This window comes from Bacillus thuringiensis (assembly GCF_001595725.1).
GTDB classification, from domain to species: Bacteria; Bacillota; Bacilli; order Bacillales; family Bacillaceae_G; genus Bacillus_A; species Bacillus_A thuringiensis_K.
Genome location: NZ_CP014282.1, coordinates 4,267,290 through 4,293,068 on the forward strand (window position 1 = coordinate 4,267,290; position 25,779 = coordinate 4,293,068).

A 25,779-nucleotide genomic window follows, 5' to 3' on the forward strand; every position below is an offset into this window, starting at 1 on the left:
TTAATTTTCCTCCAGGACTTTTTTTATTTGTTTGATAAGATTGCTTCTTTCTTCTGTATCATCTTCCACAACTGTTTTTACGGCTGCTTCTTCACTTCTCATTTCAATCATGGCTGTATTTTCGCCTCTGGTTTCAATGGAAGTTGCAACATAGGCTGGTGTCATATCCAAAATAGAAACTTCTAAAAGCTCTAGTTCTTCAATAGATCGTTTTTGAACACCAGCTTCGCCTTCTTCCCACGAATCTTTTTCAGAAACAAAACCAAATGACCAACCACGCAATTCTTTATTCTTGGCCTTTTGAATCACTAGTCCATCTGTAACTGTAGCAATGGCTCTTAAACCAATATTGTCTTCATACAATTCCAGATTTCCGTTTTCAATAGAGCCAAGCTTTCTATTTTTATCGTGGTTAAAAAGTAAATCCACATTCTTTGCTTTCTTTAATGCCTTTTCAAATGTTTTAGGAACAATTCTCTCTTTGAAATATCCCCTTGGAGAAGGCAACATCCGACTTTCTCTGTCCACAACATTCACATAACCATCAAGTATGACTTGATTCCCTCGGACCTCAATTTTCATTCTCTTCACCTCCTCCCAATGAACCATCGTTCGCTTCTTTCTTACCGATTTCAGTTAAATCATTTGAAATATAAATAGCCTGTGATTCATTTGTATTTTGTTTAGGGAATCCAAGCATATCAGCGACATTATCAGGTGAAGTAATAGCTGTACGCACAAGGTTGTAACCAATATTCGTTTTGTTGCTATAAGTAACAAAATCAAGAATATTAATCTTGAATTTGATTCGTTTCCCTGAATTCTCGCCATAAAAAAGAAGACTCAAATGGTCTTCAAAATTTTTCATTATTGGTCTAACTGCTTTATTGTGGATATACATCATCGCTTTCTCAATATCTTCTTTGATTAACTCTGTGTATGTATCCACATTTATGCCTAAAAACTTACCCAAATCCTTTTTGTATACATTTAGGTATGCTAGAGTCTTTTCATCGTCTAACGGGCTTTTAAGCGTTTCTATTTCATAACCTTTTCCTAGAGGAATCATCTTAACTGACCTTGCATCATCAATTGATTCCAACTGATCTAAAATCTTTTTAATTAATTTTGACTGTGTACCATTCTGTGGATTGATATGCGCATCTAATTTTAATAGAAATGCTAGTAATCCACCTTTTTTGTACTTATCGGTCAAGGTTTTCTCAGCTGACATAACGCCCTCGAGTGTATCTCTTCCTAAATCAAGAAGACCTTTTCCTCTTAAATGATCTGCGCCAATATTTTTCACATGACGAATCATAAAAGAGGGAACCTCTTGACCACCAATATTAAAATGTTCTACTAAATTATCATCTAACTCTGTAAACACATTTGAAGCTAAATGTAGTTGAGTGCCATTTAATATAGGGAACGTTTCTCCCTCGAGTAAATAGGTATTTGTCATTAATTTAATAAATTCTGATTGCGTTAAATAATTATTAGGATTCTTTAAAATACGAAGTGCAATATCATCTTTAATTTCATTACCAAATTCATCTTCCACAACAATATCAGCCAATACCATTTGATTACTGATGTCTTGTAACAATTCGTATACATCACTAGATTGTAAGATGTTTGAATCCGTAACATACACACCGCCGTAACGAATGCTTTTTCCTAAAACATCATCCAGATAACCACGCTTTTCAGCTTGTCTAAATAAAAAATTTGAAAACCTATCTCTTAAACCCAATTTCTCACCGCCTTTCAATTAACGAACATTAAAAGTATCCATTAATATATTTTTATTAGAACTTTAAATTTAAGCTTTTTTTTAATAATTTATGTTGATATTCCCAAAAGAAAAAGGACCTTTTTTAGTCCTTAAATTTGTTACCACCTTAAAATTCAACACCATCATAAGCTTTGCTATGCATGTTAGACAATTATCTAATTATGCATGGACAATCACCTAAAAAATATTCAGCTACATATAATATCGAGAAAAGTAAAATTAAGATAAGGAGTGATTGTCTTTGTATCGTCAACCATTTTCACCTTGGAATTATACCTCTTGTATGCGAGATTGTTTGGCTGCTCCTGGAACGTCAGAGCAGGAATGCCATGGAGCTTGCAGTCATTATGCCTCAATGCCAATAGCATATACCGTACCGATGACATATGGTGGTATGAACCAAGCAGCACCTTACATTCCACAGCCGTATTATTATCCATATTCGTATCCTGTAAGTCCATATTCCTATTTCCCTATGCAATCTTCTATTCAATGCCCTTCTGATACTATAAAAATGTTAGAGTGCGACAGTAGCGGTACCAGATGTCGTTGGGTGTGTCGTCCAATCTAGTAATTGAATATTTTTCGAGGGCCAATCAAACATGGCCCTTATCGCTATGAGTCTACAGTTTAATAACAAAAATCCAACTTTGAAATCTGACACCTTTTTATGGTGATATCAGAGCTATAGCGATTAGTTTGTTATCATTGGGTTTAGCTCTTGGACTCAAGGACAGAAAGACGTTCCTCGAGGTTAGCTAATTTCTTATATAACTCATCATTTTCAGTCTGGAGTTTTTCATTTAAACCTTGAATAGCAGCCAAGGCTACGCCTTGTAAATCAACGGTTGAAATATGTTTATTATCATCTTCATTTAGTTCAAAGACGGCATGGAAGTCCTGAGCGGTCGGGCCAATGTGACGCTCATTAGATGTATCATCTTTATAGTTCCAAGACTGGATTGGTATGCTGGCTAATTTATCAAGAATCTCAAGCGTGTCGACACTCGAGAAATTTTCCTTAGAGTTTTTGTCACTTGTAAGATTAACTCCGCGTACATTGACGTCACCGTTATTTAGAACCCGGAAGACCTCGCCGGCATTTCTACTTGTGCCGATGATGATGTCTCCTCCTGTAGTATCACTATAGGCCATCAAAGCTGGTCTAGTCTCCGCTCGGGTTAAAGCAAAAATACCGATGTGTTTATTACTTAAACCCCAAACACCAAAAAGGTTCTCGCTGTAGGCAGAGACACCAGCTCCAGCTTGGCTTGTAGCTCTTACTCCATCGCTAACAGTACTCTCTCCCAAGACCCCATATCCACTTTGGCTTCTACCTAAAACACCAACTCCTTCACTGGCGGTATGTTCCCCAAAAACAGCAGGCACAGTTGGATTATTAGAGTCACCAACCAAATTAGGCATTTATCTTCCTCCTTGTGTCATTTCAATTAACTAAATGATAAAAGTTTCTCATTACAAATATATTTTGAGCATTGTATTTAAGAACTTACACTCCAATGTATAACTTGTTTATTCTTAGATTACATAATAATTTTAATAAGAAATTCAACACTGTTAACAGCGCCTATTTTTAAAATACTAATGGTCAAAAAATTATTATTCTTGTTTCACCTATAAATGTCATCTAAGTATTCATCGTAATCTTCATCTGGAATAGCATCCTCCATCATATTTAATGTTTCTTTATGGCCAATTAACATGGCAACAAACCCATCAATATGCTCTGGTGATTTACGTTTAGATGGTGTTTTTAAATTATTAATATTTGTAATTATTTTTGCGTTACTTGCACAGAAAATGAGTAAAGGATTGTCCGTTTTAATTCGGTCCTGGAGCAACAAAATTTCAAAGTCATCAAATGGTTCATTCATATGCGTTGGATACTGTGGAACCTCCACACATTGAATTCCGAGCATTTCCCACTTCTCAACAAGCTTTTCAGCAAGTGCTGGATCATAGTTTATTTGACGTAAATCAAAATTCTCAAATACCCACTCCACATACTGATTTACCATTTCTTCATCAACTGTTTTCCCAGGACAAATTGTTACAAAGCCTTTTTCAGCTAAAGCTCGATATGGTACATTCCTTTGTTGTTCCTTGTCCTCAATTCCAAACTCCGGAATAAAATACATTTGCTTAACGATTAATATTGCATTTCCCTTATCATCATATGTTGGAATATTTATTGATACACAAGTTAAATCCGTGCGTCTTGATAAGTCCACACCGACAACACAAGTTAATCCTTCAATATCACCTAAATAGTCCATAAGCATTTTATCCAGTTGATCTTTATCGAAATATGTTTCGGCATAATTAACGAATACATCCAAATGCTTTGATAAGAACTCAGCCTTATTAAAGCTATTATTTTGAGCTTCTTTAAATGCATTCTCAAGAAACTCCATGTTAACTGATACATCCATATTTGGATTAACCATTCGCCAAACGTCACGGTCTGTCCAATCAAACTTTTTGTTCGGCTCATAGATCATCATGAACCAGGAATCATCTTTATCATCCTTCAAAACTTCTTTTGCATAAGTGTAAATTTGAGTTCCAAGCGAGCCGGTATTCTTTCCTGCTGTGGAAGTGATGATGTTGATTGGTTCTTCTTGAGCGATTTGCGCTGAACGTAAGTTATCGTATTGTTCACGGTCCATCTGAGCATGAACTTCATCAAAATAATTGATATACGGGTTTTTACCTTCATTACCAGCGTTATCTTTTGTAAGAACCTTGATTACATTTGCATATTTAATATTGTCTTCCACAAATGTGTATTTTATTGATTTAATCGTATCTTCTTTGCCCTTATAGATACGCGTATCCGGACGTAAATCAGGACTATTTTCAATCGTTAATGCAATTGGTCCGGCTGCATTTTGGCATTGTTCAAAAGTATTAGCGGAAATATAACAATCAGCGCCTTTTACACCTTCTCCGTACATCGCATAAATGACTGGTGAACCGCCCATAATCGTTTTTCCGTTTTTCTTTGGAACCTGCAAATAAGCCGTACGAATTACTCGCACCGCTTTACCATCTTTATTATATTTTTGCCAACCATAAATGTTAGCAAAGTAGAACTTCTGCCAGGACTCTAAAATTAACGGCTGCCCTGCCCATTTTCCTTTTGCATGTTTTAAGAATGTTTCAGTGAAATAAATCATTGCATTCGCTTTTTCAACATCGAACCAAATATCTTTTCGTTTCTTCCATTTCTTATATCGTTTGGTTGCTAACTTAATAGAATCAGGATATAAGTGTGGGGCTGCATCTACTTCAGAAACGAATATATCAGCGTAATTTGTTTCAAAATCAATCATCTATTTAACCTCTGTCTAAATTGTAATAATTTATTGCTATCACTAGGCTCGGTGGGCTCTTTTTCTGTTTTTCCTTTTTCGAGAAGAACCCCACTTTTTTTGATTAAATCTTTGTTCTTTCCGTCTAGTCCTAATTGCCCCAAATATTTCGCTTTTTGCTTAGACCAAACTTCGACTTGTTGAGCCAATGGATGCTTTGATTCTTTCACATCACCATTTACATTCTTTGTTTTTTGGACTGTTGGAAAGTTAGAATTCTTCCACAATCCATATTTGACGCTGTATATCTCAACTGCATCAAGATAAACCTCAATCAATGGATCAAGCGCTGGCGAATAAGTTCCGGCTTCAACCAAAACATCCATAATACGCTGCGCTTCTAATTCTTTTTTCTTTTCAGCTTCAATTACGACCTTCGATTTTCTGGCCATTCCTTAAATCACCACCTAAAAAACGAATTTTTTTCAAAAAATCATTTTGAGGTGCGCGTTTGCACCCCCACTCCCTATCCCCCCATAAGGCCATAGTTTCTTTTTTCGATAGGGGGGCTTATAGTTTCCAGTCGAACTTTTTCTTTTCTTGGTATTTTGCATTTGTTTCTCTTTCTACAATCGGATGACACTTAGAACAAAGTGTATCGATATTATCTGGATCTAATCTTAATGAAGGATTGATTTTAATTGGAACAATATGATGATGATGTGCTTGCTTACCAAACACAAACCTTCCACATCGTTGACACAATCCTTTATCTCTTTGATAACAGAATGATTTTAAATCTTGCCAGGCCTTTGTACGATAGAATGATCTGTTCTTTGAATATACAACTGTCTTCTTCTGTTTACGTTTATGATTGAGACAGTATCGTCCTTTATCGATTAATGTCTTGCAGCCTTGTTCAGCACAGTACTTCATGATAGTAACTTAATGATTTCTTCTTTCTTTTTAACATCAGCTGGAATCTCGACATTAATTGATGCAGCATGATCACGTAATTCTTTTACTGTCATATCATCTAAAGATAGTTCATTTACTTTAACGTCAACTACTTTATCATCAGCAAACTTAGCAATCATACTCTCAGGATTAACAGTTACTTCGAATCCTGGTTCTTCACCAGTTGGAACAAATAGACTTCGTTTTTCTTTGTTATCCCAATACTCTGTACCAGATATTGTTTTTCTAATTTCAGTAATCATTTACATTCACTCTCCTTTTTCTTATAAAACCAATTAGCAATGTTAAAAGTTAATAACACTGGCCATATCACAGTAAAGATACAAATTGTAATTAAAGCCGATACAACTGTAGTATTCACATTCTCTTTGTCCTTTTCAATTTCTTTCCTTACAGCAGAATGAACATCGAATGTAGCATAAACCATACCTACTATTAGATAAGCTAATAACCAAAGCATTGTCATACACCACCTATGTAATTTTTATATAATAAAAAGCACCTATTAATATAGGTACTTTAATTTATTGAATATTAATGTGATAGCTCCCAATATTGCAAACACAAACAAACAAAAAATAACCGGTTGCTTGAGCAATATCACCCATGCATTTAATAGCATATCAATTTTAGACATGCAATCACCTCCTGTTTTCCATCATACAATAAGAGGTGTTACAAATATCTTTAAATTTAATTATAAAAATATTAATGTTTTATTACAATTCTTTACATAATAAAAAGCAACCGATTGGATGCTCTTTTCACTTGATTATTCATTAAATCATTTATATTTTTCAGGTAAATGGACAATTATCTTATACGGATCCTCCCCATATTTTCCGGACAAATGGACTAAGTTATCTTCCTCAAAGTATTCAATATCCACCGGATACATACTAGACATTCCGTAATAATCTCGATATTCACCAGGAACAACCCTGTCTCCTGGCCAATCTATAGTCAGTCTACTATAGTTAGTTTCAATAGTACCGATTATTTTGTAGTAACCGTTGAAAACTTCTTCTCCATTTTTTATTGCAATAACATGAACCTCCTCCCCTAAAATTTGTTGATTACGATAGTATAATAATATTTCTCTTAAATTTTTAGACATACTTTTCTCCTTTGTTGACCTTTTTAAACAAATAATTAACCAACAATAGATATTCGACAAAATAAGATAATTCCCTGTATTTTTTCATAATAAAAAGCACTCCATAAGGAATGCTTCTTAATAATTATATACCTTGATATTCAACTAACTCTGTTTCAAGTTTATCAATTATATCTTGATATTTTTTTTGTAATTTCTCAGTATATGAAACTACTGAAAGAAGACCTTCCATAACTGTACTAAATTCAACTTCCTTAAGTAATTTATCATAACTAATTATTACTTCTTTATTTGTATCTAGATTCAAGATAATTGGTCCTTTATCCTTTATAGAGAAAATATATAGCGAATTTTCTCTATCATTATACTTCAAAATCGGACCTTTTCTTGTTACCCAACGCCCATCTTGTGACGTAAAATTAAACATATTAGATTGTATCTTACTCATTACAGGTAAAAGTGTCGTTGCAGTTTCTCTGACTTTATTTTCTTGTTGTTCTAAAAGTCCTTCTACCGTTTTAATATACGTTTTTATACCTTGTAAATCTGTATCAATTTCTTTTAATAAATCTTCAACCACAGTATTTAATTTGTCCAAAATTATCATCTCCTTCTATCTCTATTATCCGACAAAAAGAGTGTAAATATCTTATTAATCGTTCGTCATATATATTCATGAATATTCATATATCGACATGCATCGACATACGAAAGAGTAACCATGTACCAGCTGCCCTTTCGTCAATTTCTTATGTTATTACTATAAATCATTTTTTCAATAGTATCGATTCACTTTAATAGTGAACCTAAATGATACCTTCTCTTTCCACAAACTTGATAAGCCGAATTATCTCAGCATGTTTCTTCTTTATATGGCTGGAACTATAACTAATCTCTTCAGCTATTTGTTCCAAGGTCATACCGTCCACATATTTCATTTTTAGTATTTTATTATCTAAACCTCTGAACTTACTGATTAACTTTTTCAGTTTATACATATCGTTCATCTTATGTGCTAATTCATATTCAATTGCTTCAATACGTGCTTCTACCTTTGCACCTTCCGACTCGGCAGTTAAACGTACATCTTGCAAATCACCACTGACCCAGCGTTTTAATTCAGCTTTTGTTTTGTCTAAGTTGTAACCTAAGTACTCAATATCTTCTTCTAATTTCTGATAGTCTTTCAGCCAGTCAAACAAATGATGATTCACCTACTTTCAATTATTTATTTTTCAATTTTTATATTGTAAAATAATAGAAGAAAATGAAAAGGAGATTTTTAAATGGAAAATCCAGCAAGTAAACTACATACTCTTTTAAACGAAGCTTATAATGATTGCAGAAAAGCTTCTTCTCATAATACTTCTTATAGAGAAACTTGGGCCAAAGTGTTTGGAATTGACCCAGATGACAGAACAGCTTTACTATCTTCAATGAATTCAACATTTCAACTTTTTTTGTCTACAAAAGATTACATTTTGAAACATGATCGATTAAATAATGAAAGAAATCTAAAATTCTTATCTAATATTGAAAATGCTCTTTCTTCAATGAATTTTGAAGGTGATATGAGCCGATTCAAGACTTATATGGATAGTGAAACATTAACAGCGTTATCTTTTATAAGCGATCATATGGGCTTTATATACGATCTTCACGAGAGTAAAATTGATGCTGAAGAAATTACTGATTTAATCAATGAAATTAATAATTTAGTAGAAAATATAACATCCTCAAATCTTCCAGGAGATGTTAAATCACTATTATTTAAAAATCTTGATTTGATAAGAGCCTCTTTAATTTCTTATAAGATATCTGGTGTTGAAGGTATGAAAACAGCATTAGAACAGACAATCGGTTCATTATTCATGAATAACGAAGTTATTACACCTGTAGCCCAAGATGAAAATGTTAAAGGTATCTTTAATATTATTGATAGAATGAACACCGTTTTATCAACTGGAGTCGCAGTTAAAGATTTAGTTGGGCCAATCATTGGTCTTTTACTTAAATAGGCATAAGCCTTAATATTCAGGGAAACGATGTATGTCGCTTCCCTTATTTTTGTTCTCCAATTACATCCCAGGACAAATATTTATTCAGCAATCGTTTCTTCATCTACAATCTTTAATTGACCAGGAGCAACTTCCGTTGTTCCATCCTGTTTAACGTTGTATTCCATGCCTTCATGTGGTTCCTCATAAAACTCATCAATAGACATTTGAGAAGGCTCAAGAATGATATCAACATTTCCACCAGCGAAAGGATAAAGCTGATTTACTACGCCTTTCGCATCACTTTTTACATTTAATTTAATTGCTGTTTTCTTGCTATCACGTTGAATATTTGCGAACTCCGCACCGATTGGTTCAACTTCACTTTTCTCCACAGCTAGATAGACAATTGTACCTGGCATTTTTAGTAGATCATCAGCATGTGGCAATTCATCACTTAATACATGGAACATTAAAACTTCCTTTTTATCATCCTTTTGCATTTTCTTGAATAATACGTTCAATTGAATTTTAGTCATGATTTATTTCCCCTTTAATTGTTTTGGTTTTCATCATATGACGCCCTTCTTCAGATACTCACGAGCCATATATAAGAAATGATGATATATGTAATTACCGGTTGTAGCAGGCTCAATAAATACTGTTGAAAAGCCATATCGCACTTCAAATGTTTTTAAACTACCAAGCAACGCTTCTGGTTTGTATTGACTTATATACTCACCTTTTAGTATTTTTTGATAGCCTTTTAAATCTTCCACAAGAAGAACAAATGGATGTTTAGCAGCACGAATCAATTCATTTTCAAATCTCGTACGATCTTTAATTGATTGAACCAATTCGTCTACACCGTTTTTACGTTCTACTCCGGCGCAAAGATAAATGTCTCGTGTAATGCCCATCTCAGGATTCTTAGGAATTACCGCTGAATAGTCGGCTGTATCAATTTTTCTAAGTCTGAATGGAACATTCTTTTTGCGAAAATAATCAAGTACGTGTTGGTTTTTCTGTTCTCTTGTATCCACCATGATTTCTAATGTATCCAATATTTCCTTCAATTCTTTTTCTGAATATCGATAATGAATTGCTGGCATTTATTTCACCTTCCTAAAATGCAACAGTGCACGATTGAATATTTCTTGTGAAAGCTCGTCCGTTAATTTATTTTCATAGTTGGCCACAGATTCTTTTACATATAACCAACCATTAAGCGAGAAGTTTAACGTTAATTCCATAACCAATCTTGCTGCAGCTTCATCATAATTAAACCAATCATTAATTTTTGGATTCATGTCTTGCTCAACACCGATAAAAAAATTAATAATTTTATCTATCGTTTGTTTTACTGCATGATCTTGGTCCGAATAATTCCCTTGCAAATATTTAATAATACGTAGCTTGTATTCTTTAATAACTAATTCAATTTCAGGAGCAACCTTTTCATGGTTCTCAATGTATAAATCATTTCCATCAAGAACGAGCTTCGCTCCCATCAATTGAACATCAGCACATATCTGTTTTGGATGCATATTACACCTCTTTTTTAAAGGGTTATCGAGGGTTACTAAGTTTTTTATTCAGTAACCCTCTACAAAACCAGTCATATCAAGGTTTCAAGGCTCATTTTGATAGCTAGGGTTACTAAGATTACCTGGGTTTCTATTAAGGCCCTATATATATATTATTTTTTTATTTATTTATTTTCTTATAGGCTGTTATAGAAAACTCAGTAACCCTCAGTAACCCATAAGCTATAAACATTGATATAACAACATTTATAAGGGTTATTAAAAAAACAGTTCAGTAACCCTCAGTAACCCCAAATCAAACTTTTTTCCTATTTATAGGAGTTATGTTACTGCTTCCCTCTTTTTCATCATTGGAGAATAAATTTGCGCCAGCAAACTCATTTAATGTAATTCCATGAATGAAAGTCTTATTTTTTGATCCTTTTTCCTTTTTAAATCCACGTACTTCTAACTGACGATAAAAAGCACGATTCTTTAAATCCATTTCATTATTTTGATAGCACCATTTTGTATAATTTTCATAAAGTAACTTCGCTTCAACTCTTGCTGTCGAATACACTGCACAATTCTCATCGATAAATGGTCCAAGTATATCCATGTCTTCACGATATTCGGCTGTTGCTGCCTTCACGGCTTCAGGAGCGCGCAACCCTTCAGCCTGCCATTTCATGCACCCTTCCACAGCCCACCGTAAAACGCCTGGCATTTCTTTTGCTAATTTATCAGGCAGATCATAATCAATCTTGTCTTTTGGTATCGTTACGGTAAATGGAATAAGCATAATCCTTCTCCATATACCTTCATCTGAACCTTTTACAATTGGCTTATGATTGGTAGTGAAAAACACTTTAAACTCTGGTGTAAATTCGAAGTATTCCTGACGCAAGAAACGAGCTGACATTTTCTCTCCACCAGTGATTTGTTTAACCAAGGCTTCAGATAATTGTTGCCCCTCTTCACTCTCGACAGCTGATACAAAACGTGCTCCATCTAATCTGGCCACATCGTTATTGATTCCTGAATCATTTCTCTTTTTTAAGAAAGTGTCACTGTTTGTCTGTCTTCCGTAATCACCGAGTAGATCCTGGATGATATTAATAAAAGTAGACTTACCATTTCGTCCATTACCGAATAAGAAAAACATTACTTGCTCTTTTGTTACACCAGTTAATGAATACCCAATAGCTTTCTGCAGATAGTTAATTAATTCATAATCCGGTTCACCTGCAGGTGTTTTAAAAATACTTTCCAAGAAAGCTTTCCAGTTTGGACATTCAGCATTCCTGTCATACTTAATTGGGGACAGTTTCGTTAATAACAAGTCACGGTCATGTGGTAATAATTCACCCGTCTTTAAATCGATAACTCCGTTCTCACAGTTAAAAAGAAAACTATGAGAATCTAATTCTTTCTTTTTTACTGATACCATAGGTCTCACATCCAATATGCTATTTATCCTAATTGACCGTCTTTCACATTTCTTAGCCCAATCATGTAGCAACTTTGATTGGTATTTATCCTCTGTAGCCTTCGCTTCTCCATATATAGCTCTAAGTGTTTTGGCCGTGATAGCTTCAATTTGTCTCTTACTATCCTCATGCCAATGCTTACCGTTCCATATAAGCCATTCCAACTCATTACAATAACGAACATTCTCGCCATGATAATATGCAATACGTTCTGCATTTCCTAACTCAGTTAAATGAAACTTTGGTGCTTCATCGATAATCTCCTCAGTATCTTCAATAGAGTTATCAGAAATGTAAACTTCATACTTTTTCTCTTCAGGCGGTTCATAATCAGCTATTGTGGAAGGAGTTGAAAGAATTGCCGTATCAATTGTCATTTGTCCATATGTACGGCCATCACTGGAATGTGGTTTATCCCACTTCTCACGAAGTAATGAGGATTCTCTAAACATTGAATCCATCTTTCCAGCATCTTTATCCGTCCAAAATGCTAAATGATTGCATAAAGCCATATCAGTTGAAGAATGATCTCCATTAATCAACATGCCCTGGAATAAATCTTTAATGGCTGCACCGCTTTTACTATCAAACATTCGCTCCCATAATTCTGCATTCGATAAACTAGTAATATCTTCTCGTTCGATTGAAGTAGTGATTTGTTTCTTTTCCGGCTTTGGCTTTTCTTTCAAATACTTCTCAAATAAAACTTTCAATTCTTCTGTTCTATCTTCCACAGGAACTTGATCCAAGCAATCACCGGTGAAAGTAAAATACCTTCCATGCCTGTATACTTCTAATCCGATATCAACATTTTTCCGTCCTGTACCTGGTCCTTTTAATGGCAGCTTACCTTTTGCAATAATGTGGATGCCATCACCACTTGGTGAATATTCCGTGTAACTATTTACAGTTTCAATAACATCCTCAGCTAAACTTGTAAGAGCACCTTCTTGGATACAATGGTCAATATCTATTCCAATGAATGGATCATCCTTTGAAAACATGAATCCAATCCCGTCATAATCTCCTTGTTCATAAAATTTTATGATTGTCGGAAACGTTGACCAGCTTCGTTTATTATTTGATTGAGCCATTTCCCCATTGATTTGATAAGGAACTTTTGTTTTCTTACCGTTTCTTACTTCTGACCGCCATAAGATCCAATGAGGAGTGTTTTTAAGCTCTGCCGGTATTTGATTAAATTTATATCTCATTTGATTTTCTCCCTTTGGAAAAGGGAGCCGTTAGTAGCTCCCTCCTATTTGAATCTTGTTAATTAACTTTTAGAACGGAACATCCTCGTCCGAAACTGTAAATCCAGTACTTGGAGCCGATGCTTCCGATTCTTTAAACCCATTTACTTGCGGATATTTTTTACCGTTATATTCACGCTCACCAACTACTACACGAAGATGTTTATTTAAAAGAGTATCTGCCCATTCCTTGTAAGAAGCGAATTTCATTCCTGTTGGAAATGCTGCAGCTTTAGAAATTGCTTGTAATCTCCACATTGATTTTTCAGTTACAACAAAATTATCGAATAAAAGCTTCTGTCCTTGGAATGCCTGGTCTACATCACTACGAATTTCATAATCCACAACAATCATGTTGTTTCCGGATTCAGCTTTTTTTAATTCATAATTAACAACTGTTACCTCATATTCTCCTGGCTTAACTTGTTCAAACCCTTTAGCTTGTTCATGATCTACTGTAAACATTATTTTTCCTCCTTGTTGTTAAAAACTTGTAATCTATCTAAAGCAGCATTTAAATATTTTAGATTGAAATCTTGGAGTTTTTGTTTTGTTTTAAACTCAATTTCATCTAGCATCTTCGCTGCTTCATCACTGGATTCAACAATTTCTATAATTTTTGCAATAAGAGCATTTCTTTCATTCTCTTGCTCCGCTCTTACATCCACACCAAGTTCTAACCATTTATAAATGATTGCACCATGCTCTGGCTTAATTAATTCACCATTTTCATTTATTAAATTAGAATTATCCTTAGTTGGTGTAGCTGTATGATTTTGCTCCATACGTAGAACAATCATGAATTCGTACTCCAAATCATCTTTCTGAATTGGTTTTAATCCTAACTTACGAATTTGAAGCTTATCATTATCATCACGCTCAGCTTGATATTCTTGTTTAGTACGTAACGTAGCGATAATATGAACATCATTTTCTGTAAGTGATTTAATGAACTCTTTAATAACCGGCTTCATTGTTTTCCAATCTTGAAAACGCCCACCTAAATCTTGCTGCTGGTCCAAGATACCTCCGATACCTTCCCAAGCATGCGAAAGACTATCTGCAATAACAACCTCACAACCACTTTTCTTTAATAATTCAATCGCTTGTTGGTATCGCACTGTTGAATATGGAGCATCAAGTTCAATATATTTAAAGCTACCGATCTTGTAACCTTTAATTGTATTGTTTGCATAAAGAAGCGAACGTTTATGTTCCGTATCGATAACACCAATCTTCTTCCACAATTCTTCTTCTGGTAAATCAGGATAAGCTTCTTTCATCATTCCATATGCCAGGATTAAAGAAGTTAATGTTTTACCTCCGCCACTTGCACCGAATAATGCTATACAAGCTTTCAGCTTTTCACGTTGTGCATCTGTTACTTGCAACATATTTATACCTCCACACTATAAGAGATAGATTCAGGTTTGATTGTAACCCCCGGAACAATTTGTCCATCCTCATCTACAATTACTTTTTCACCGCTGATTTCCACAATCTTTAATTTCTTCTTAAAGTCAGCCCATTTGACTTCTGTTTTTAAGCAATCATCAAGCTCATTTTCAATGGCATATTGAAGTACCTGGGCTTTATCTTTTTGCTCCGGCGCTTCACTACTCTTACGAGTCTTTGATTTACCATAAGGCGTACTAATTGTTTTCTGTTTTGGATCCACTGCAAGTTGTTCCATATGATAACGTCGAATATGAGTTTCAAAGAATGAAATATCATTGTGGATGGGTTTCAATTCACTTTGCTCCCATTGTGTAATACGATCACGTTCAACATTTGCTAGTGTCGTAATTTCTTTTTCCTTTGCTTTAAGCGCTGAAATTTTACGAAACGCCCAATTCAAACCGTTAATATCCGTAACCTCAAATTGTTGCTCCGCATCTTGCAATTGGTCCACTTCTAATAATTCATTTTGTTGTAATGCATTCATCGATATTACCTCCAAAGATATTTTTTATTTGTTCTTCCGTGTGGATAGAATAAAAGGTTATGCCATTTCGCTTGAAGTTAGCTCGAAAAGGATAATCAGAACACTCACGTGTTACTATTTCCAAATCTCCTTTTTCGTTCAGAAGTTCTTCAAACAATTCATCAGTTACTTGCACTTCATTTCCAAAGGTATTCAAGACCCCAATATCTCTTGCTGTATTAATAGCCTGTACATGTTCTTCAATCGCTTTAATATCCATTAAAATTCCGCTACCCTTTCATACTCCACAGTTTTGCGGATTACTTCTCCACCGACATCATTGGCTACTTGCTTTGATATTTCATATTCAAATTCCATTGCACTTTTAGCTAACCTCGTTACTACCAATGGATCTGCATTACTAACAAATAAATTACATACACCTACTAGATATGTAGTTTTAGGCATTAATTGCTTATCCATCCTTTTACACTCCTTTACACGAAATCAATTCATGCTATAATGACCAAGAAATATGTTTTTATTAGACCGTCAGCCCCAACTGGCGGTTTCTCCTTTTATACAGCTCGAAAGCATTCAACACTTTGTTCCGCAATTAAGTAATTCGTTAGATTTCCTTCAAGTACGGCATCCTGGCCAAACATAAAATACTTATCATCTTGTTTAATTTCACAACCATAGAAATCTTCAATTGGATGATCTGGCTCCTTAAGTGTTGTTCTCTTTTCACCGATATCTTCCACAAATATTGCATCAACGTTGCAATCATTTAAGTGATGCAAATGCTTATTAAGTCCTTCTGTATCCCACTTAACTTCCGCAATAGCACCAAAACCATTTTTAATTGTTTTAAATTCATTAGCCGTAAAACTAACCTTTGCGCCTGATTTAAAAACTAATGTTACTTCCTTCAATTAACTCACCTCCCTTCAAGATGAAACCTTACGGTTCATTTCCCTTAGCTGACACTTTGCTTCTAATTCAGTAATAAGTAATAATGCTGGGCTCTTTCTCATTTCTGCACATCTTTTTACAACATCTGATGCTTTCATTAATTTACTTGCGGATAATACTCCGTTCATCATTGGTCACCTCTTTTTTATTTTTTTCAGCCTGACGAGCTGCTAAAATACGAGGAACTGAAGTTTTCATAAAAAACTCAGCCATTTTCAACGCCGTTTCCTCACTTGGCGGATTATCCAATATAGTTCGTTCCATCTATCTCACCATCCACCTCATAAACTTCATGTTTCATGAAGTTAGTTGGCAAAAAAATTTCCTCAATTCCTTTACCGAATCTCTGAGCAATTAAAAACATCTCATTAGCTTTAAATTGAGTAACTCCATATTCTTTATTAACATAAGTTCTCTTATCTACACCTATTAAATCAGCCATATCCTGTTGAGTTAACCTATTATACATACGTAAAGACACCAGTTTGTCTTGCAAAATAATTCACCTCACTTTCGACAACTTCATATTACATGAAGTTATGACATAATTCAACAATAATTTTCATATTTTATGAAATTAAATATTATTTTTCTTGTTTCATGAAATTTTTAGTTTAAAACTTCATGAAATATGATATAATAGATCAAGAAAGGAGGTGAAACTTCATGAAACAAGATGTTTCTAAATATGTAGGTCAACAAATTAAAAACTTTAGGAAACTAAAGAAAATGACCCAAAAAGAATTAGGATTACGAATAGGAAAAAAACATAATACAATTTCTTCTTATGAAAATGGGACAAACGAACCTGAACAAGATGTATTATTTGCAATAGCACAAGCATTGGATATATCAATTAATGATTTGTTCCCACCAACAAATGAAGTGTATAAACCAAATACTCCAACTATTTCTTTAATACGTGAATCTTCATATACTTATGTTCCAACTGCAATTTCAGCTGGTTTACCTCTAGAAATTGATGGAATGACAGAAATGGATTTGGAAACTATACATATTCCTGATTCACTAATGGGGAAATGGGCAGGTAGAGAAGATATTTTTATGACTCGTGTTAATGGTGACTCGATGAATAAAGTTATACCACATACCTCTTTGATTGCCGTAAAAGAAGTTGCTTTAGAGGAACTTTACGATAATGACATAGTTGTTTTTAGTAACGGCTGCGATTATTCTGTAAAACGTTTCTTTAATGATAAACAAAATAAACGATTAATATTCCGACCGGATTCATACGACAATCGTTTCTTTGATTATACAGTTCCTTATGAAGATGCTGCGAATATAAAAATACACGGTAAAGTAGTAATGTACGTAGCTACATTAAACTAATACCTATATCAATTAAATCTTTAGCGCTAGGAATTTAATGGACAGCCCGTACAGCTGTCCTCTTTTTAAAAGGAGAGATAAATAGTGACTGTTGGAATTTATATAAGAGTAAGCACTGAAGAACAAGTACGAGATGGTTTCTCTATTTCAGCTCAACGTGAAAAGCTAAAAGCATATTGCGTGGCACAAGACTGGGATAATTTCAAATTTTATGTAGATGAAGGTGTATCAGCAAAGGATACGAATCGTCCACAATTAAGCATAATGTTAGACCATATCAAAAAAGGATTAATTAATACTGTTTTAGTTTATCGTCTAGATCGTCTAACACGTTCTGTTATGGACTTATACAAACTACTAGATACATTCGATAAATACAATTGTGCTTTTAAATCAGCAACAGAAGTTTATGATACTTCCACGGCTATGGGGAGAATGTTTATTACAATTGTAGCTGCATTAGCTCAATGGGAAAGAGAAAATTTAGGTGAACGTGTAAGAATGGGTCAATTAGAAAAGGCTCGCCAAGGAGAATATTCAGCAAAGGCCCCATTTGGATTTGATAAAAATGAGTATAGCAAATTAATTATAAATCTAGAAGAAAGCAAAGTAGTTTTAGATATGGTAAGAAAAATTGAAGAGGGTTACTCTATCAGACAACTCGCCGACCATTTAGACGGCTATATTAAGCCCATAAGAGGTTACAAATGGCATATACGCACCATATTAGATATTCTTTCTAATCACGCCATGTACGGAGCGATAAGGTGGTCTAATGAGATAATAGAGAATGCGCACCAAGGAATCATTACGAAAGATAGATTTATGAAGGTTCAACAACTACTATCTAGTCGCCAAAATTTTAAAAAACGTAAAACTACTTCTATCTTCATTTTTCAAATGAAATTACTTTGTCCAAATTGCGGAAATCATTTAACTTGTGAAAGAGTAATGTATCATAGAAAAAAAGATAATCAAGATATTGAACATAATCGATATCGTTGTCAGGCTTGTGTTCTAAATAAGAAAAAGGCTTTTTCCTCCAGTGAGAAAAAAATAGAGATAGCCTTTTTAGATTATATTGAAAAATACAGATTCAAACAGGTACCGAAATTTCAAACAGAAGACAATGAAATTGATATCTTCAAGAAACAATTATCTAAAGTAGAACGACAAAGAGAAAAGTTTCAAAAAGCATGGTCAAACGATCTAATGACAGATGAAGAGTTTGCCAATCGAATGAAAGAAACGAAACAAGCGCTAGAATCGATAAAAGAAAAGTTGAAATCTTTAAGTTCCAATGAAAACGAAAATATAGATGATGATGCTATAAAAGAAATTATAAATAATATTAAAAGTACTTGGTCATATTTATCATCTGATGAGAAAAAACAATTTATGAATATGTTCATAGAGAATATCAAAATTAATAAAAAAGACGGAGTTACAGAAGTATTAGATATAGAATTTTATTAGTGTTTATGTTACATTTACACAAACAAAATGCTCTTGTTGTAAAAAACGCATTTCTTCCATCATGTATTTCGCACAATCTTCTGGACTTCGAATACTATATCTATTTTGATATTCTAAACGTACCATTCTTCTGCCTAGTTCAAAGGCTGCCATAAGTTGCGATGCCTTTGAAATCCCAATACCATGTATACTAATTAGCTCTTCTAATGTTGCATCTTTCAACATACGTAAGCCATCAAATTGATGTAAAATTTTATCTGACAACTTTAAAACTGTTTCTTCTTTAGAACCTGTTCTGAGTAACACTGCGAGAAGCTCTCGATTTGATAAACTTCCAGCACCTTCTAACAATAAACGCTCCCGTGGCTGTTCTTCTCTTACAACATCACGAATACCGTTCATCTCTCCACCCCTTTATTTGTTCTCTCAAAGAAAACCCCATGCAATTTTACGCATGGGTTACATCAATATCAAATTGTTTTAATTCCCGAACGAGACGTGCAATTGGTAAGCCAACTACACTATAGTAGTCCCCTTGAATATTTTGAACGAAAATAGATCCTTTACCTTGAATCCCATAACTACCGGCTTTATCAAGAGGTTCTTTCGACGCGACGTATGTATCAATTTCCTCTTCTGTTAACTCCCAAAATGTAACTTCTGTACGCTCATAAAAAGTAACCGTTTTTTCTTTTGCTATAATTGCAACACCTGTATACACTTCATGTGTTTTCCCTGATAGTAATTGCAACATCTCTTTCGCCTCATCCTCATTAGAAGGCTTACCAAGAATACGCGACTCATATGTAACAATTGTATCTGCACCTAACACAATGTAATCACTATTATTTTCTGCCACCGCTGATGCTTTTTGCAAGGCAAGCGACATTACAATATCAGAAGGCGATGAATATGCACCAATTGTTTCCTCTACTTCACTTACAACGATTTCAAATGGCACACTAGCTAACTCAAGCAATTCCTTCCTCCGAGGTGACCCTGAAGCTAAAATTATTTTTCTCATATTTTCTCCTTCCTTTCTCACATGAAGCAGAACAATTTATATTAATCGTATCAAAGGAATAGTTTGTCCACAAATGAAAGAAATATTAATTTCTCTAACTAAAATAACACTTCTTTATTGCATACGATTATATTCCTGTCATAGAGAAAGCACTTTGCTCTAAATTCAAAAGAAAAGAAAGAAGTACATGTACTTCTTTCTTACTCATTTTATTATCCTATCATTTCACTTTCTACGAAACAATTTTTTCATACGAGAGTAAACCATCAATAATAACTTGATTTAATTTCGCCAAAGATTCCTTATCCATCTTCCCATCTTTTACTGTTTGTACAGCTACCGACGTATACATATACAGTTTCTTTGCTTCTTCTTGTTTCATACTTTTCCCTTCTTTTTCAACCTTTTTCCATTCTTTTTCAATTACTTCTATATCTTTTGCGCTGCTTTTTCCACCAACTTGTACGCTAGAAGCATATTTTGCTAAATGATTGTATAATGGCTGCACTTTTGTTAAAAATGTTCCTACTTCTTTATCATCTTTCAGCAATGCTTTATCTGTTATATCCCAGTTCTTTTTTAAAACGGAGACACCATCATTTTTATACTTAGTCATTAATTGATTTATAGACTGTTCATCGCTAGCAATACCAAAAACTATTGCATACTTATCACCGCTCGGTCTCAAAGCACCAATACCCCCATTGCCTTTCCATTCTTCAAGAGCTGCCTGTCCCTTTTCTTCAGAAGAATAAAGCCCCCCTTGAACAAAAAATAATTTCATCGGATCCAATGACGTTCCTGCCTGCGCCTTTTGTTTTTCTTCTTTCGGTGCTGGTGTTTGTTCTGCCGTTCCACCCACCTTTGATTCTCCATTTCCAGTCGGCCTTGAAGCAGTTACTTCACTTCCTCCTGTCGTTCCTTGTCCAGTAAGTAAATGAAGCATCCCCATTCCAAACGCCGTACCGATAATAATTGCGGTTGCAACGATTACAATTAATGTATTACTCCACTTCTTTCTGTATTTTTCCACAGACATTGATTTCGCTTTTTGAAACGGAACAACATTTTTCGGTCGTTCACTTTCTACTACCATCCATTCAAATTCATCTTTCTTCTTTTCCTCATACTTCGCTTCTGTTCCATTCACTTTCACTGAGATCGTTCGTGATTGCTTGTCCATACACTCACACCTCACCTCTTATCGTTGTCCGCATCATATCATATTCATTTCACAAAAAAACGAGATATTTGTCAGAGGAATTCGCCAAATAACCCTATATATTTATCTTATATGTATGCATTTGACTTCATTTGTAGAACAAAAAACTAGATAGCAAAGACTATCTAGTTTTTCTCGCAAATATATTTTCGTACTTCAGAAATGAAATAAAGAGAACCTGTTATGATAAAAACATCATTTTCTGCTATCATTTCAACTTTTGTATCAATTGCCTCTTTCCAATTTTCAAAAACTAATTTTGATTCTTTCTGTGAATATGATGCAAGCTTATCAGCAGAAATAGCACGATCAAAGGCGAATGTTGTAAAAATAATTTCATCTGCAATGGTTTCTAATTGGCCTACCATGTTATGTAATTGTTTATCACCAAGGGCAGTAAATAACACTATTACATTTTTATCTTTGTAATGCGCTTCTACTGTTTTCACAAGGCTTTCGATACCTTCTGGATTATGAGCACCATCTATAATAATATCTGGATTACTTTGCAGTTTTTCAAAGCGCCCCACCCAATACGCTTCCTGTAATCCAGTTCTTATTTCTTCTTCCTCAATTAAAAATGATACATATGTTTTTACATACATGACTGCCATAAGCGCAAGTGCTGCGTTTCCTACTTGGTGGCTGCCTTTCATTGTGATTCGCACATCTTCAAAAGAGGCGAAAGGACAAGTGAAATCGAACTGTTCTCCATCTTCACTAGACTGTTTATGTAATGCTGTAAAATGGTTGCCCATCTCGTATAAGTTTGCATGATTTTCCTTTGCAACATTTTGAATGACTTGCAAAGCTTCTTCATCTTGTACACCAGTAATTACCGGCACGCCAGACTTAATAATCCCCGCCTTTTCATATGCAATTTCTCCTAGTGTATTTCCTAAAATATGCATATGATCGTGACCGATATTCGTAATAATCGTGAGAACAGGGTGTATAACATTGGTAGAATCAAAACGTCCACCAAGCCCTGTTTCAAATAAAACAACATCACAGAAATTGAATTTACCGAAATAGCAAATCGCCATAACAGTAATAATTTCAAACTCTGTCGCTTCCCCTAAATCCGTTTCATCTAGTTTTTCCACGACTGGTTTTACCAGCTTTACAAGTTCAGTAATCTCTTCGTCTGCAATTGGTGTTCCATTCACACTAATGCGTTCATTAAATGATTCGATGTAAGGAGAGGTAAACGTTCCTACCTTATATTTCGCGCCTTCTAACATGTAACGCATATATGTTAACGTTGAACCTTTTCCATTTGTACCAGCAAGATGAACACATTTGATATGACGCTCTGGATTTCCAAGTTCTTCTAACATCCATCTCATTCTTTCTAATCCTGGCTTCATTCCAAATTTCAATCGGCTATGGATCCACCCTATCGCTTCTTTGTATGTATGTATCACGTATATTTTTCCCCTTTCAAAAGACAACTTTCATAGTTCTATTATACGCAAAGAAAAGAGACTCACCAATATAGTGAGTCTCTAAAAACATTTTTACTTTTCAAGATCTGCTAGACGTTGACGAACTGCTTCGCGTTTTTCTAGGTAATCTTGCTCTTTCGCACGCTCTCCTTCAATAACCGCTGCAGGAGCTTTCGCTACGAAACCTTGGTTAGAAAGTTTCTTCTGTACACGTTCTACTTCTTTATCGAACTTCTCAAGTTCTTTCTCAAGACGAGCTCTCTCTTCATCAAGATTGATAAGATCAGCTAACGGTAAGAATAACTCTGCACCTGATACGATTGCAGTCATTGCCTTTTCTGGCGCTTGTAAGTCTGTTTGAATTGTTAATTCGCTTGGGTTACAGAAACGCTCAATGTAAGAGCTGTTTTTCGTAAGTTGAGCAAGTACAGCCTCATCTTTTGCTTTAATTTGCATTTGAACTTTTTTGCTCATTGGCGTATTTACTTCTGCACGGATGTTACGAACAGAGCGAATGATATCAACTAGAAGGTGCATTTCTGCCGCAGCCTCCGTATCTTGTAAATCTTCGCGAACTGTTGGCCACGCAGCTACTGTAATAGACTCGCCTTCATGCGGTAAGTGTTGCCAAATTTTCTCTGTTACGAATGGCATGAATGGGTGTAATAGACGCATTGTTTGATCTAATACGTAAGCTAAAATAGAACGAGTTGTTTTCTTAGCTGCTTCATCTTCACCGTATAGTGGAAGTTTCGCCATTTCAATATACCAATCACAGAAATCGTCCCAAATGAAGTTGTATAATGAACGACCAGCTTCACCGAACTCATATTTATCCATGTTACGTGTTACGCTTTCGATTGTTTCGTTTAAGCGAGTTAAGATCCACTTATCCGCAACTGATTTTTCACCAGTTAAATCGATTTCTTCATACTTCATATCATCCATGTTCATTAATACGAAACGTGATGCGTTCCAAATTTTATTAATGAAGTTCCAAGTAGATTCTACTTTTTCCATGCTGAAACGTAAATCTTGACCTGGTGCACTTCCTGTTGATAAGAAGAAACGCATTGCATCTGCACCGTACTTCTCGATAACATCCATTGGATCAATACCGTTACCAAGAGATTTACTCATTTTACGACCTTGCTCGTCACGAACTAAACCGTGAATTAATACATCTTTAAATGGACGCTCGCCTGTAAACTCTAAACCTTGGAAAATCATACGAGATACCCAGAAGAAGATGATATCATAACCCGTTACTAGTGCATCTGTTGAATAGTAACGTTTGAAGTCTGCTGAATCTTCATTTGGCCAACCAAGTGTGGAGAATGGCCATAATGCTGAACTGAACCATGTATCAAGTACATCGTTATCTTGATTCCAGTTTTCAATATCTGCTGGTGCTTCTGTACCTACGTATACTTCACCAGTTTCTTTATGGTACCAAGCTGGAATACGGTGTCCCCACCATAATTGACGAGAAATACACCAGTCATGAATATTTTCCATCCAACGTAAATATGTGTTTTCAAAACGCTCTGGTACGAACGTTACTTTTTCTTCTTCTTTTTGTTGAAGCGCTACTGCTTTTTCAGCAAGTGGAGCCATTTTTACGAACCACTGTGTTGATAAATAAGGCTCAACAACTGCACCGCTACGCTCACTATGACCTACTGAATGCATATGTGGCTCGATTTCTACTAATACGCCAGCTTCTTGTAAGTCTTTTACTAATTCTTTACGGCATTCGAAACGATCCATACCGTTATACTTACCAGCTTTTTCGTTCATTGTTCCATCTTCGTTCATTACTAAAATGCGTGGTAAGTCATGACGGTTACCTACTTCAAAGTCATTCGGGTCATGAGCTGGTGTAATTTTTACAACGCCCGTTCCGAAATCTTTTTCTACGTACTCATCAGCAATAATCGGAATCTCACGGCCTACGATTGGAAGTGTAACTGTTTTTCCGATTAAATGTTTGTAACGATCGTCTTCTGGATGAACTGCTACTGCTGTATCACCAAGCATCGTTTCTGGACGAGTTGTCGCAAGACGAATGTGACCAGAACCATCTGTTAACGGATAGTTCATATGGTAGAATGCACCTTGAACTTCTTTATGAATTACTTCAATATCAGAAAGAGCTGTACGTGTTGCTGGATCCCAGTTGATGATATATTCACCACGATAAATTAAGCCTTTTTCGTATAATTGAACGAATACTTTATTAACCGCATCTGATAAACCTTTGTCTAATGTGAAACGTTCACGAGAATAGTCTAGTCCTAAACCAACTTTCCCCCATTGTTGACGAATGTGAGAAGCGTACTCTTCTTTCCACTCCCAAGCTTTTTCAAGGAATTTTTCACGGCCAAGATCGTAACGTGAAATACCTTCTTCACGAAGTTTTCCTTCTACTTTCGCTTGTGTTGCGATACCAGCATGGTCCATTCCTGGAAGCCATAGTACATCGTATCCTTGCATACGCTTCGTACGAGTTAAAATATCTTGAAGAGTTGTATCCCAAGCATGACCTAAGTGTAACTTACCAGTTACGTTCGGAGGTGGAATTACAATTGTATACGGTTGTTTCTTCTCGTCTCCTGTTGCTTCAAAATATTTGCCTTCAAGCCACCATTGATAAAGGCCTTCTTCAACGGACATATGATCATATTTAGTTGGTAAATTCTTTTCCGTGTTTGACATTATTTTCCCTCCTTAAAATAAAAAATGTCCCTCATCCAAAAAGGACGAGGGACATCGCGGTACCACCTTTATTTACAAACAAATTCATAATTTGCTTATACTCTTAATTTGATAACGGACAAATCCGTCTTTTCCTAATGAGAAC

The 25,779-nt window shown here is 34.9% G+C and carries 32 protein-coding genes, 1 pseudogene and 1 other annotated feature (1 of these 34 cut by a window edge); of the genes and pseudogenes, 4 read left to right on the forward strand and 29 right to left on the reverse strand.

The window, feature by feature from the left end:
* On the reverse strand, window positions 1-582 hold the full coding sequence (locus AXW78_RS21355; RefSeq protein ID WP_061884615.1) for an HK97 family phage prohead protease: 582 nt from the start codon (window positions 580-582) through the stop codon (window positions 1-3).
* Window positions 572-1,756 carry a phage portal protein gene (locus AXW78_RS21360; RefSeq protein WP_061884616.1) on the reverse strand — a complete coding sequence of 395 codons (1,185 nt, stop codon included), beginning with the start codon at window positions 1,754-1,756 and terminating at the stop codon, window positions 572-574. The genes AXW78_RS21355 and AXW78_RS21360 overlap by 11 nt, the downstream gene beginning before the upstream one ends.
* A 283-nt stretch (window positions 1,757-2,039) precedes the next feature.
* On the opposite strand from AXW78_RS21360, the gene AXW78_RS33950 reads away from it, so the two are divergent.
* The gene (locus AXW78_RS33950) at window positions 2,040-2,369 is read left to right on the forward strand and encodes a hypothetical protein (protein WP_129542611.1); all 330 of its coding nucleotides are present in this window, start codon (window positions 2,040-2,042) and stop codon (window positions 2,367-2,369) included.
* A gap of 143 nt (window positions 2,370-2,512) precedes the next feature.
* Here the strand turns inward: AXW78_RS33950 and AXW78_RS21370 are convergent, their stop codons facing one another.
* The 9 genes from AXW78_RS21370 to AXW78_RS21410 all read right to left on the reverse strand — a co-directional run bounded on the left by AXW78_RS21370 (window position 2,513) and on the right by AXW78_RS21410 (window position 8,430).
* A complete protein-coding gene (locus AXW78_RS21370) occupies window positions 2,513-3,223 on the reverse strand; it encodes a tail fiber domain-containing protein (RefSeq protein ID WP_061884618.1) in 711 nt (236 codons plus the stop codon).
* A 206-nt stretch (window positions 3,224-3,429) separates the two neighbouring features.
* On the reverse strand, window positions 3,430-5,154 hold the full coding sequence (locus AXW78_RS21375) for a terminase large subunit (protein WP_061884619.1): 1,725 nt from the start codon (window positions 5,152-5,154) through the stop codon (window positions 3,430-3,432).
* Window positions 5,151-5,585 carry a P27 family phage terminase small subunit gene (locus AXW78_RS21380; protein WP_016084503.1) on the reverse strand — a complete coding sequence of 145 codons (435 nt, stop codon included), beginning with the start codon at window positions 5,583-5,585 and terminating at the stop codon, window positions 5,151-5,153. The genes AXW78_RS21375 and AXW78_RS21380 overlap by 4 nt, the downstream gene beginning before the upstream one ends.
* Before the next feature lie 118 nt (window positions 5,586-5,703).
* Window positions 5,704-6,069 carry an HNH endonuclease gene (locus AXW78_RS21385; protein ID WP_061884620.1) on the reverse strand — a complete coding sequence of 122 codons (366 nt, stop codon included), beginning with the start codon at window positions 6,067-6,069 and terminating at the stop codon, window positions 5,704-5,706.
* Window positions 6,066-6,353 (reverse strand): hypothetical protein, encoded by a 288-nt coding sequence (locus tag AXW78_RS21390; RefSeq protein WP_061884621.1) that lies wholly within the window; start codon window positions 6,351-6,353, stop codon window positions 6,066-6,068. Before AXW78_RS21390 ends, AXW78_RS21385 begins: the two co-directional genes overlap by 4 nt.
* On the reverse strand, window positions 6,350-6,571 hold the full coding sequence (locus AXW78_RS21395; protein ID WP_061884622.1) for a hypothetical protein: 222 nt from the start codon (window positions 6,569-6,571) through the stop codon (window positions 6,350-6,352). The genes AXW78_RS21390 and AXW78_RS21395 overlap by 4 nt, the downstream gene beginning before the upstream one ends.
* Before the next feature lie 324 nt (window positions 6,572-6,895).
* On the reverse strand, window positions 6,896-7,228 hold the full coding sequence (locus AXW78_RS21400; RefSeq protein ID WP_061884623.1) for a hypothetical protein: 333 nt from the start codon (window positions 7,226-7,228) through the stop codon (window positions 6,896-6,898).
* Window positions 7,229-7,352: 124 nt separating this feature from the next.
* Window positions 7,353-7,826, reverse strand: a complete 474-nt coding sequence (locus AXW78_RS21405) for a hypothetical protein (RefSeq protein WP_061884624.1) — start codon at window positions 7,824-7,826, stop codon at window positions 7,353-7,355.
* Window positions 7,827-8,034: 208 nt separating this feature from the next.
* Window positions 8,035-8,430 (reverse strand): sigma-70 RNA polymerase sigma factor region 4 domain-containing protein, encoded by a 396-nt coding sequence (locus AXW78_RS21410; protein ID WP_061884625.1) that lies wholly within the window; start codon window positions 8,428-8,430, stop codon window positions 8,035-8,037.
* Window positions 8,431-8,514: 84 nt separating this feature from the next.
* On the opposite strand from AXW78_RS21410, the gene AXW78_RS21415 reads away from it, so the two are divergent.
* On the forward strand, window positions 8,515-9,246 hold the full coding sequence (locus tag AXW78_RS21415) for a hypothetical protein (protein ID WP_061884626.1): 732 nt from the start codon (window positions 8,515-8,517) through the stop codon (window positions 9,244-9,246).
* An 80-nt stretch (window positions 9,247-9,326) separates the two neighbouring features.
* On the opposite strand, the gene AXW78_RS21420 is transcribed toward AXW78_RS21415, so the two are convergent.
* The 13 genes from AXW78_RS21420 to AXW78_RS21470 all read right to left on the reverse strand — a co-directional run bounded on the left by AXW78_RS21420 (window position 9,327) and on the right by AXW78_RS21470 (window position 16,889).
* The gene (locus tag AXW78_RS21420; RefSeq protein WP_061884627.1) at window positions 9,327-9,764 is read right to left on the reverse strand and encodes a hypothetical protein; all 438 of its coding nucleotides are present in this window, start codon (window positions 9,762-9,764) and stop codon (window positions 9,327-9,329) included.
* Window positions 9,765-9,797: 33 nt separating this feature from the next.
* The gene (locus tag AXW78_RS21425; RefSeq protein ID WP_053513012.1) at window positions 9,798-10,337 is read right to left on the reverse strand and encodes an ERCC4 domain-containing protein; all 540 of its coding nucleotides are present in this window, start codon (window positions 10,335-10,337) and stop codon (window positions 9,798-9,800) included.
* Window positions 10,338-10,772 (reverse strand): hypothetical protein, encoded by a 435-nt coding sequence (locus AXW78_RS21430; protein WP_061884628.1) that lies wholly within the window; start codon window positions 10,770-10,772, stop codon window positions 10,338-10,340.
* Window positions 10,773-11,067: 295 nt separating this feature from the next.
* Complete coding sequence (locus AXW78_RS21435; protein WP_061884629.1) at window positions 11,068-13,455, reverse strand: phage/plasmid primase, P4 family; 2,388 nt, start codon at window positions 13,453-13,455, stop codon at window positions 11,068-11,070.
* Between the two features lie 69 nt (window positions 13,456-13,524).
* On the reverse strand, window positions 13,525-13,959 hold the full coding sequence (locus AXW78_RS21440) for a DUF669 domain-containing protein (RefSeq protein ID WP_000495504.1): 435 nt from the start codon (window positions 13,957-13,959) through the stop codon (window positions 13,525-13,527).
* A complete protein-coding gene (locus AXW78_RS21445; protein ID WP_061884630.1) occupies window positions 13,959-14,888 on the reverse strand; it encodes an AAA family ATPase in 930 nt (309 codons plus the stop codon). The genes AXW78_RS21440 and AXW78_RS21445 overlap by 1 nt, the downstream gene beginning before the upstream one ends.
* 2 nt (window positions 14,889-14,890) lie before the next feature.
* Window positions 14,891-15,439: a host-nuclease inhibitor Gam family protein gene (locus AXW78_RS21450; protein ID WP_061884631.1), complete on the reverse strand. Its 549-nt coding sequence runs from the start codon at window positions 15,437-15,439 to the stop codon at window positions 14,891-14,893.
* Window positions 15,417-15,698 carry a hypothetical protein gene (locus tag AXW78_RS21455; RefSeq protein WP_061884632.1) on the reverse strand — a complete coding sequence of 94 codons (282 nt, stop codon included), beginning with the start codon at window positions 15,696-15,698 and terminating at the stop codon, window positions 15,417-15,419. Before AXW78_RS21455 ends, AXW78_RS21450 begins: the two co-directional genes overlap by 23 nt.
* Window positions 15,698-15,901, reverse strand: a complete 204-nt coding sequence (locus AXW78_RS21460; protein WP_061884633.1) for a hypothetical protein — start codon at window positions 15,899-15,901, stop codon at window positions 15,698-15,700. Before AXW78_RS21460 ends, AXW78_RS21455 begins: the two co-directional genes overlap by 1 nt.
* Before the next feature lie 95 nt (window positions 15,902-15,996).
* Window positions 15,997-16,353 (reverse strand): YqaI family protein, encoded by a 357-nt coding sequence (locus AXW78_RS21465; protein ID WP_061884634.1) that lies wholly within the window; start codon window positions 16,351-16,353, stop codon window positions 15,997-15,999.
* Window positions 16,354-16,368: 15 nt separating this feature from the next.
* A complete protein-coding gene (locus tag AXW78_RS33955; protein WP_155722450.1) occupies window positions 16,369-16,524 on the reverse strand; it encodes a hypothetical protein in 156 nt (51 codons plus the stop codon).
* Window positions 16,496-16,657 carry a hypothetical protein gene (locus AXW78_RS34495; protein ID WP_165375031.1) on the reverse strand — a complete coding sequence of 54 codons (162 nt, stop codon included), beginning with the start codon at window positions 16,655-16,657 and terminating at the stop codon, window positions 16,496-16,498. The genes AXW78_RS33955 and AXW78_RS34495 overlap by 29 nt, the downstream gene beginning before the upstream one ends.
* The gene (locus tag AXW78_RS21470; RefSeq protein ID WP_061884635.1) at window positions 16,635-16,889 is read right to left on the reverse strand and encodes a helix-turn-helix transcriptional regulator; all 255 of its coding nucleotides are present in this window, start codon (window positions 16,887-16,889) and stop codon (window positions 16,635-16,637) included. Before AXW78_RS21470 ends, AXW78_RS34495 begins: the two co-directional genes overlap by 23 nt.
* 170 nt (window positions 16,890-17,059) lie before the next feature.
* Between AXW78_RS21470 and AXW78_RS21475 the strand changes: the two genes are divergently transcribed.
* Window positions 17,060-17,746, forward strand: coding sequence for a helix-turn-helix domain-containing protein (locus tag AXW78_RS21475; RefSeq protein ID WP_061884636.1), 687 nt, complete (start codon window positions 17,060-17,062; stop codon window positions 17,744-17,746).
* A gap of 84 nt (window positions 17,747-17,830) precedes the next feature.
* Complete coding sequence (locus tag AXW78_RS21480) at window positions 17,831-19,222, forward strand: recombinase family protein (protein WP_061884637.1); 1,392 nt, start codon at window positions 17,831-17,833, stop codon at window positions 19,220-19,222.
* A gap of 15 nt (window positions 19,223-19,237) precedes the next feature.
* Here the strand turns inward: AXW78_RS21480 and AXW78_RS21485 are convergent.
* From AXW78_RS21485 to AXW78_RS21505, 5 genes and pseudogenes are all read right to left on the reverse strand, one after another.
* Window positions 19,238-19,624: pseudogene (locus AXW78_RS21485) on the reverse strand (UPF0758 domain-containing protein); the annotation flags it as partial.
* 46 nt (window positions 19,625-19,670) lie between these two features.
* Entirely contained in the window at window positions 19,671-20,246 is a 576-nt protein-coding gene (locus tag AXW78_RS21490; RefSeq protein ID WP_001226294.1) for a Maf family protein, read from the reverse strand.
* Between the two features lie 232 nt (window positions 20,247-20,478).
* Window positions 20,479-21,429, reverse strand: coding sequence for a hypothetical protein (locus AXW78_RS21495; protein WP_000361006.1), 951 nt, complete (start codon window positions 21,427-21,429; stop codon window positions 20,479-20,481).
* Window positions 21,430-21,593: 164 nt separating this feature from the next.
* Window positions 21,594-22,895, reverse strand: a complete 1,302-nt coding sequence (locus AXW78_RS21500) for a bifunctional folylpolyglutamate synthase/dihydrofolate synthase (protein WP_061884638.1) — start codon at window positions 22,893-22,895, stop codon at window positions 21,594-21,596.
* Window positions 22,896-22,988: 93 nt separating this feature from the next.
* Window positions 22,989-25,634, reverse strand: a complete 2,646-nt coding sequence (locus AXW78_RS21505) for a valine--tRNA ligase (RefSeq protein WP_000072250.1) — start codon at window positions 25,632-25,634, stop codon at window positions 22,989-22,991.
* Window positions 25,635-25,671: 37 nt separating this feature from the next.
* Window positions 25,672-25,779: a binding site (T-box leader), on the reverse strand; it runs 124 nt beyond the window's last position.